Here is a 6,613-nt window from a genome sequence, read left to right as displayed (position 1 = left end):
CATGCTGAAGCGCAACAACTGCGGCAAGGCGCTGGATATCGCCCGCGTCGCCCGCGACATGCACGGCGGCAACGGCATCTCGGGCGAGTACCACGTCATGCGCCACGCTTCGAACCTGGAGACAGTGAACACCTACGAGGGCGCCCACGACGTCCACGCCCTCATCCTGGGCCGCGCGATCACCGGCGAGAGCGCGTTCTAAGCGGCCGGAAAGACGGGGTTTTGTCGGAGAGTGCGACAAACCGGCGGTTTTTGGCACAACCATAAATTTACGTTCCCGACGTAACCCTTCGCGCGCCTGCACAGCCAAATCGGCGGCAGGCGCGGGGAGAACGCATGGCTCGGAAGAGCGCTACAGGCGCCGCCGACAGGGCCCAGATGGCGCAGTGGCTGTTCGACAACAGCCGCGACCTCATGCAGGTCGTCGCGCCCGACGGGACGCTGCTGCAGGTGAACCAGGCGTGGGCCGACTTCACCGGCCTGAGCCAGGCCGAGCTGATCGGGCGCTCGGTCTTCGACTTCTGCCATCCGGACGAGATCAAGGGCATCCAGGAGCGCGCCGGCGCGGCCAGGCCGGGCGACGTCAGCGAGGCTGAGGTGCGCCTGCGCGACCGGAACGGCGCGTGGCGCTGGGTCGCCGCACGGCGCCAGGTGATGGAAGACGGCTCCCACATCGGCAACATGCGCGACATCGGCGCCGAGCGGGCTTACCGCGAGGAGAGCGAAGAGGCCCGGCGCACCCGCAAGGCGCTGGGCGCCGCGGCCGGCATCGGCGTGTGGGAGTTCAACCCCGCAACCGGCAAGATCTGGTGGTCGGACGAGATCATCGGCCTGGTGGGCTTCGATCCCGAACTGGATTGGACCGCCGAGCGCTTCTACGACACGGTCCACCCGCGCGACCGCGCCAGACTGGCCCGTGACATGACCAATGCGGTGGCGACCGGCGAGCCGCAGCGCCTGGAGCACCGGATCTGGGCCCGCGACCGCTGGCTGACCATGCGCGTCACCGTGCGCACGGAGCCGACGGACCTGGGCGCCTACGCCCTGAAGGGCATCTCCGAGGACATCACCGAACTGGCCGAGGCGCGCGACGCGGCGCGGCTGGGCGAGCAGACGGCGCGCAAGGCGCGGCGCGAGGCCCAGGCCCTGGCCGGGCGGCTGAACCTGGCGCTCGAGGCCGCCGAAGCGGGCGTCTACGAGATCGACCACGTGGGCAAGCGCTTCTGGTGCTCGCCGGAGTTCGAGCGCATCACCGGCCGCCGGAACTCCAGCTACGAGGAGGCCACGGAACTCCGCTATCCCGGCTTCCACATCGACGACCTGCCGCACGTGCGCGCCTCGTTCCGGGCGCTGCACCGGGGCGACAAGCAGTCGGGCGAAAGCTTCGAAGCGCGCATCGTGCGGCCCGACGGGACCGAGCGCTGGGTGCGGGTGCACCACCACCTCGTGAAGTCGCGCAAGGGCCGCTGGCTGAAGGCCGTGGGGCTGGTCCAGGACTGCGACGCGTTGAAGCGCCAGGAGCTCGCGCTGAAGGAAGCCCAGGCCGCCGCGGAAGCCGCTGCCGAGGCCAAGGCCGCCTTCCTGGCCAACATGAGCCACGAGATCCGCACGCCGATGAACGGCGTGATGGGGGTCCTTCACCTTCTGAAGAACGAGCGACTTTCCGCCGACGGCCGCGGTCTGCTGCATGAGGCGCTGTCGTGCGGCCAGATGCTGGCCGAGCTGCTGAACGACGTCATCGACTTCTCGAAGATCGAGGCGGGCCGACTCGAGCTGGCCTGCGAACCCGTCGACCCGGCCATGCTCGTCGAGGGCGTGGTGCGGCTGCTGGAGCCGCAGGCCAAGGCCAAGAACCTGCAGCTCATCGTCGACGCCGACCCGGCCCTGGGCTGGGTGAAGTCCGACCCCGTGCGGCTGCGCCAGGCGCTGTTCAACCTGGTGGGCAACGCGGTGAAGTTCACCGAGGCCGGTCGGGTGGTGGTCCGCTGCCGCCGGGCCGACGGGGGCCTGCTACGCTTCGAGGTCGAGGACACCGGCGTCGGGATTCCGCAGGCCGCGCATGACCGCCTGTTCGAACGCTTCAACCAGGCCGACGCCTCGACGACACGGAAATTCGGCGGCTCGGGCCTGGGTCTGGCGATCACCCGCAAGCTGGCCGAGATGATGGACGGCCAGGTCGGCTTCAGCTCCGCGGAGGGCCAGGGTTCGACCTTCTGGTTCGAGGTGGCCGCCGAGCCGGCGGAGGCGCAGGTCGAGACCATCGAGGCGACCCTGGACGTCCTGACGGGCGTCCGCATCCTGGTGGTGGAGGACAACCCCACCAACCGGATGATCGCCACCAAGTTGCTCGAGAACCTGGGCGCGGCGGTGGAGACGGCGGTCGACGGCTATGCCGGCGTGGACGCCGCGGCCCGCGGCGGCTTCGACATTATCCTGATGGACATCCAGATGCCCGGCATCGACGGCCTGGAGGCGGCCCGCCGCATCCGCGCCCTGGGCGGGGCCTCAGCCTCGACCCCGATCGTGGCGCTCACCGCCAACGTCCTGGCCCACCAGCGCCAGGCCTACCTGGACGCCGGCATGGACGGCGTGGTCGGCAAGCCCATCGCGCCGGGCGTGCTCCTGGCCGAGATCGCCCAGGCCGCGGCCAACCGCGACACGCCCGAGGGCGAGGAAGACACCGCGGCGGCGTAAGCCGCGGGCCGGCCTCAGGCGCGGCCGGGAAGCATGCGCCGCAACGTCCCGTCGCGAAGAACGTAGTGATGGAACAGCGCCGCGGCGGCGTGCGCCCCGATCAGCCAGTAGCCCACCTCGCCGAGGGTCTCATGGACTTCCTCGACCTGGTCGGCCAGGGCCTTGCTCTCGCCCGTCAGCGCAGGCAGCTCCAGGCCGAAAAAGGGAATCGGCTTTCCGTCGGCGCTCAGGGCCAACCAGCCCAGGATCGGCATGGCGACCATGAGAACATAGAGGGCGACGTGCATGACCACGGCGATCCGCGCGTCCCATGACGCGGGAACGTGTGGGCGCGGTGAAACCGCTCGAACGACAATGCGCACCCAGACCAGAACGAAGACCGACAGCCCCAAGGTAAAGTGCCAGGCCTTCAAGGCCTCGCGAATTTCGCTACCGCGCGGATAGTTCTCGCGCATCAGAATGGCCGCATATACGGCGGCGAGAAGCGCCAGCATCAACCAATGCAGGCCGATCGACAGCTTGCTGTAGCTCGTGTTCGGCTTTGCGGACCTGTCCATCGTCGCACGCTCCTTCGCCGGCCTCTGGATGCTCGCCCGTCGCGGGGCGGACATTGATCTCGCGCAAGGCGCCCTTGCGCCGGCGCCGGACGCGCGGACTGCTTGTCCAATGGCCAACATCCGCTCGGGTCGCCGGTTTGGCCCCTGGCCGACCGCAGGATGACGGCTGGGGGTTGGCCCTCACTCCCGAAGCAATGCTAGACGGGACGGCACAAGTCCTTGGGGAAGGAAGACAAAGTATGGCGGAAATCGCCGCGACGGACGCTGCCCAGAAGCCGACGTCGCTACGCACCGTGGTCGCCGCCTCGTCGGCGGGGACGACCTTCGAATGGTACGACTTCTTCGTCTTCGGAAGCCTGACCGGCGTCATCTCCAAAACCTTCTTCACCGGCCTGCCCGAGACCGCGGCCCTGGCGGCGGCGCTGGCGCTGTTCGGGGCGGGCTTCCTGTTCCGGCCGCTGGGCGCGCTGGTGTTCGGCCGCATCGGCGACCGGGCGGGGCGCAAGGGCGCGTTCCTGGCCACCGTTCTGCTGATGGGCGGCGCGACCGTCGCCATCGGCCTGCTGCCCAGCTACACCCAGGCCGGCATCATCGGCCCTGGCCTGCTGATCCTGATGCGGATCATCCAGGGGTTCGCGCTGGGCGGCGAGTATGGCGGCGCGGCGATCTATGTCGCCGAGCATGCGCCGGCCAACGGGCGCGGCAAGGCCACGAGCTGGATCCAGACCTCGGCCGCCTTCGGCCTGTTCGGGGCGCTGATCGTGATCCTGCTGACGCGTATGGCCGTCGGCAACGCGGCGTTCGACGCCTGGGGCTGGCGGGTGCCGTTCCTGTTCTCAGGCGTCCTGTTGGCGGTTTCGATCTGGATGCGCCTGAAGCTCACCGAGAGCCCCGAGTTCGCCAAGCTCAAGGCCGAGGGCGCCGAGTCCAAGGCCCCCTTCAAGGAGGCCTTCGGCGAGTGGCCGAACCTGAAGCTCGTCCTGATCGCCCTGGTGGGCGTGATGTTCGCCCAGGGGGCCGTCTGGTACACGGCCTTCTTCTACGTGCAGACCTTCATGGAGCGGTTCCTGAAGGTCAGCCCGGAGACCATCAACCTCCTGATGCTGTCGGCCACCGCCGCCAGCGCGGTGCTCTACGTGGTGTTCGGCTGGCTCTCGGACCGCATCGGCCGCAAGTCGGTGATGCTGTTCGGCATGATCCTGATGACCGCGGCCTATTTCCCCGGCTTCCACATGCTGTCCAAGACCCTGAACCCGGCCCTGGCCGAGGCGGAGGCGGCGACGCCGGTGGTGGTGATCGCCGACCCGGCGGATTGCTCGCTGCAGTTCGATCCCGTGGGCAAGGCCAGCTTCCTGTCGTCGTGCGACATCGCCAAGTCGACCCTGGCCAACGCCGGGGTCTCCTACAAGAACGAGCCCGGCGCGCCCGGCGCGCCGGCCCTGGTGCGGATCGGGACCCAGACCATCCCGTCCACGACCGCCGAAGGCCTCTCGCCGGCCGTCGCCAAGGCGGTGAAGACCAGCGTCGAGACCCGGCTGAAGACCGCATTGGCCCAGGCCGGCTATCCGCCCAGAGCCGACCCCAAGCGGATGAACCTGCTGGGGGCGTTCGGGGTGCTGCTGGTGTTCGTGACCGCGGCCACGGCGCTCTACGGACCGATCGCGGCCTGCCTGGTGGAGCTGTTCCCGACCCGGGTGCGCTACACGGCCATGTCGCTGCCCTACCACATCGGCACTGGCTGGGTGGGCGGCTTCGTGCCGTTCACGGCCTTCGCCATCGTGACCACCGTGGGCGACCTCTATTCGGGTCTCTGGTACCCGCTGGCCTTCACGGCGATCTCGGTGGTGGTCTGCTTCTTCCTGCTGCCCGAGACCAAGGGCAAGCCGCTCAGCTAGCGGGCCGCAGGCCAGTTTAGGGAACCGCAGAAAACGCAGAAAGGCGCGGAAGCGCTCGAGCTCCTCTTCCGCGTTTTCTGCGTCCTTCTGCGGTTTGAATCTTAGGGCTTCGCCCCATCGAGATCGGCGAGCTTGGCGTAAGACGGCGGGGTCGTGGCCTGGAGCTTCTTCGCGACCGCCTCGGCCTCGCGCAGCGCGCGCAGGACGTTGCCGCCCGCCACCTTGCCCAGGTCCTCGTCCGACCAGCCGCGGCGGGCCAGTTCGGCCAGCAGGTCGGGGAACTTGTCCACGCCCTCCAGCCCCACCGGCGTGTCGCCGATGCCGTCGAAGTCCGAGCCGATCCCGACGCAGTCCACGCCGCAGACCTTGGCGATGTGCTCCACGTGGTCGGCCACCTGCGCCAGAGTCGCCGGCGGGCCCGGATGGTCCTTGTCCCAGGCGTCCAGGGCCGCCTTGGCCTTCTCGGGCTGGCCGATGTAGAGGCCGCCGAACGGCGGGGCGTTGTAGCGGGCCTGTTCGGCCGAGCGGTCGGCGGCCCAGCGGTTGCGCGCCTCGGAGACGTAGGTCGTGGCGAAGTTGACCATCACCACGCCACGGTTGGCCTTCACCATCCCCAGCACCTCGTCGGAGACGTTGCGGGCGTGCGGGGCCACGGCCGCCGAGCCCGAGTGCGAGAAGATCACCGGCGCCTTGGAGACCTCCAGGGCGTCCTTCATGGTCTTCTCGGAGACGTGGCTCAGGTCGACCAGCATGCCCATACGGTTCATCTCGGCCACCACCGCCTTTCCGAACGGGGTGAGGCCGTTGTGGACCGGGTTGGCCGTGGCGCTGTCGCCCCAGCGGGTGGCGATGGCGTGGGTCAGGGTCATGTAGCGCGCCCCGGCGGCGTACATCTGGCGCAGCACCGGCAGGCTGTCGTTGATCTGGTGGCCGCCCTCGATGCCGATCAGGGAGGCGACCCGGCCCGCCTTGTGGATGCGGACCACATCGTCGGCCGTGTAGGCCATCTCGAAGACGTCGGGATAGCGCGTGGCCATCCCCTTCACGATGTCGATCTGCTCCAGGGTCATCTGGACGGCGATCGGCCCGTCGAACTGCGGCGAGATGAACACCGACCAGAACTGGCCGCCCACGTGGCCGGCCTTGAGGCGCGGAATGTCGGTCATCAGGCCGATGGCGCCGGGACGCTCGCCGGGCAGCTTCGAGGTGTCGGCGCGCAGGTCCAGCTTGCCGACGTCGCCGCCGACCCGACCACGAATCTCGCCCGGCAGGTCGTTGTGCCCGTCGATCAGCGGCGTCTTCTGCAGCACCTTCTCGACCCGGGCGGCGATCTTCGGATCGACCGGCTGGGCCGAAGCCGTGCTCGCCCAGGCCAGCGCCAGCAGCGACGCGGTCACGATCCTACGCATGGAAATCCCCTCAAGACGCCGGGAGCGATGCGACCCTCCGGGAGCACGGCTGTCAAGG

The 6,613-nt window shown here is 69.2% G+C and carries 5 protein-coding genes; 3 read left to right on the top strand and 2 right to left on the bottom strand.

The window, feature by feature from the left end:
* Positions 1-202: acyl-CoA dehydrogenase family protein (locus EPO51_RS07490; RefSeq protein ID WP_293348127.1), on the top strand; the 202-nt coding region annotated here is incomplete at its 5' end.
* Positions 203-336: 134 nt separating this feature from the next.
* Complete coding sequence (locus tag EPO51_RS07485; RefSeq protein ID WP_293348124.1) at positions 337-2,694, top strand: PAS domain-containing protein; 2,358 nt, start codon at positions 337-339, stop codon at positions 2,692-2,694.
* A gap of 14 nt (positions 2,695-2,708) precedes the next feature.
* Here the strand turns inward: EPO51_RS07485 and EPO51_RS07480 are convergent, their stop codons facing one another.
* Positions 2,709-3,251, bottom strand: coding sequence for a cytochrome b (locus EPO51_RS07480; RefSeq protein WP_293348121.1), 543 nt, complete (start codon positions 3,249-3,251; stop codon positions 2,709-2,711).
* A 239-nt stretch (positions 3,252-3,490) separates the two neighbouring features.
* Here EPO51_RS07480 and EPO51_RS07475 point away from each other — a divergent pair, with 239 nt between their 5' ends.
* Positions 3,491-5,146, top strand: coding sequence for an MFS transporter (locus tag EPO51_RS07475; protein WP_293348118.1), 1,656 nt, complete (start codon positions 3,491-3,493; stop codon positions 5,144-5,146).
* A gap of 101 nt (positions 5,147-5,247) precedes the next feature.
* On the opposite strand, the gene EPO51_RS07470 is transcribed toward EPO51_RS07475, so the two are convergent.
* Positions 5,248-6,555 (bottom strand): dipeptidase, encoded by a 1,308-nt coding sequence (locus EPO51_RS07470; RefSeq protein ID WP_293348115.1) that lies wholly within the window; start codon positions 6,553-6,555, stop codon positions 5,248-5,250.
* Positions 6,556-6,613: the final 58 nt, after the last annotated feature.

The organism is Phenylobacterium sp. (assembly GCF_004297125.1).
Classification (GTDB): Bacteria; Pseudomonadota; Alphaproteobacteria; order Caulobacterales; family Caulobacteraceae; genus Phenylobacterium.
This window is presented reverse-complemented; position numbering and strand designations above follow the sequence as displayed.

What these genes read in the sequence shown, in the direction of transcription:
- EPO51_RS07480 (WP_293348121.1), bottom strand. Translation starts at nt 3,251, where the DNA reads ATGGACAGGTCCGCAAAGCCGAACACGAGCTACAGCAAGCTGTCGATC.
- EPO51_RS07470 (WP_293348115.1), bottom strand. Translation starts at nt 6,555, where the DNA reads ATGCGTAGGATCGTGACCGCGTCGCTGCTGGCGCTGGCCTGGGCGAGC.
- EPO51_RS07485 (WP_293348124.1), top strand. Translation starts at nt 337, where the DNA reads ATGGCTCGGAAGAGCGCTACAGGCGCCGCCGACAGGGCCCAGATGGCG.
- EPO51_RS07475 (WP_293348118.1), top strand. Translation starts at nt 3,491, where the DNA reads ATGGCGGAAATCGCCGCGACGGACGCTGCCCAGAAGCCGACGTCGCTA.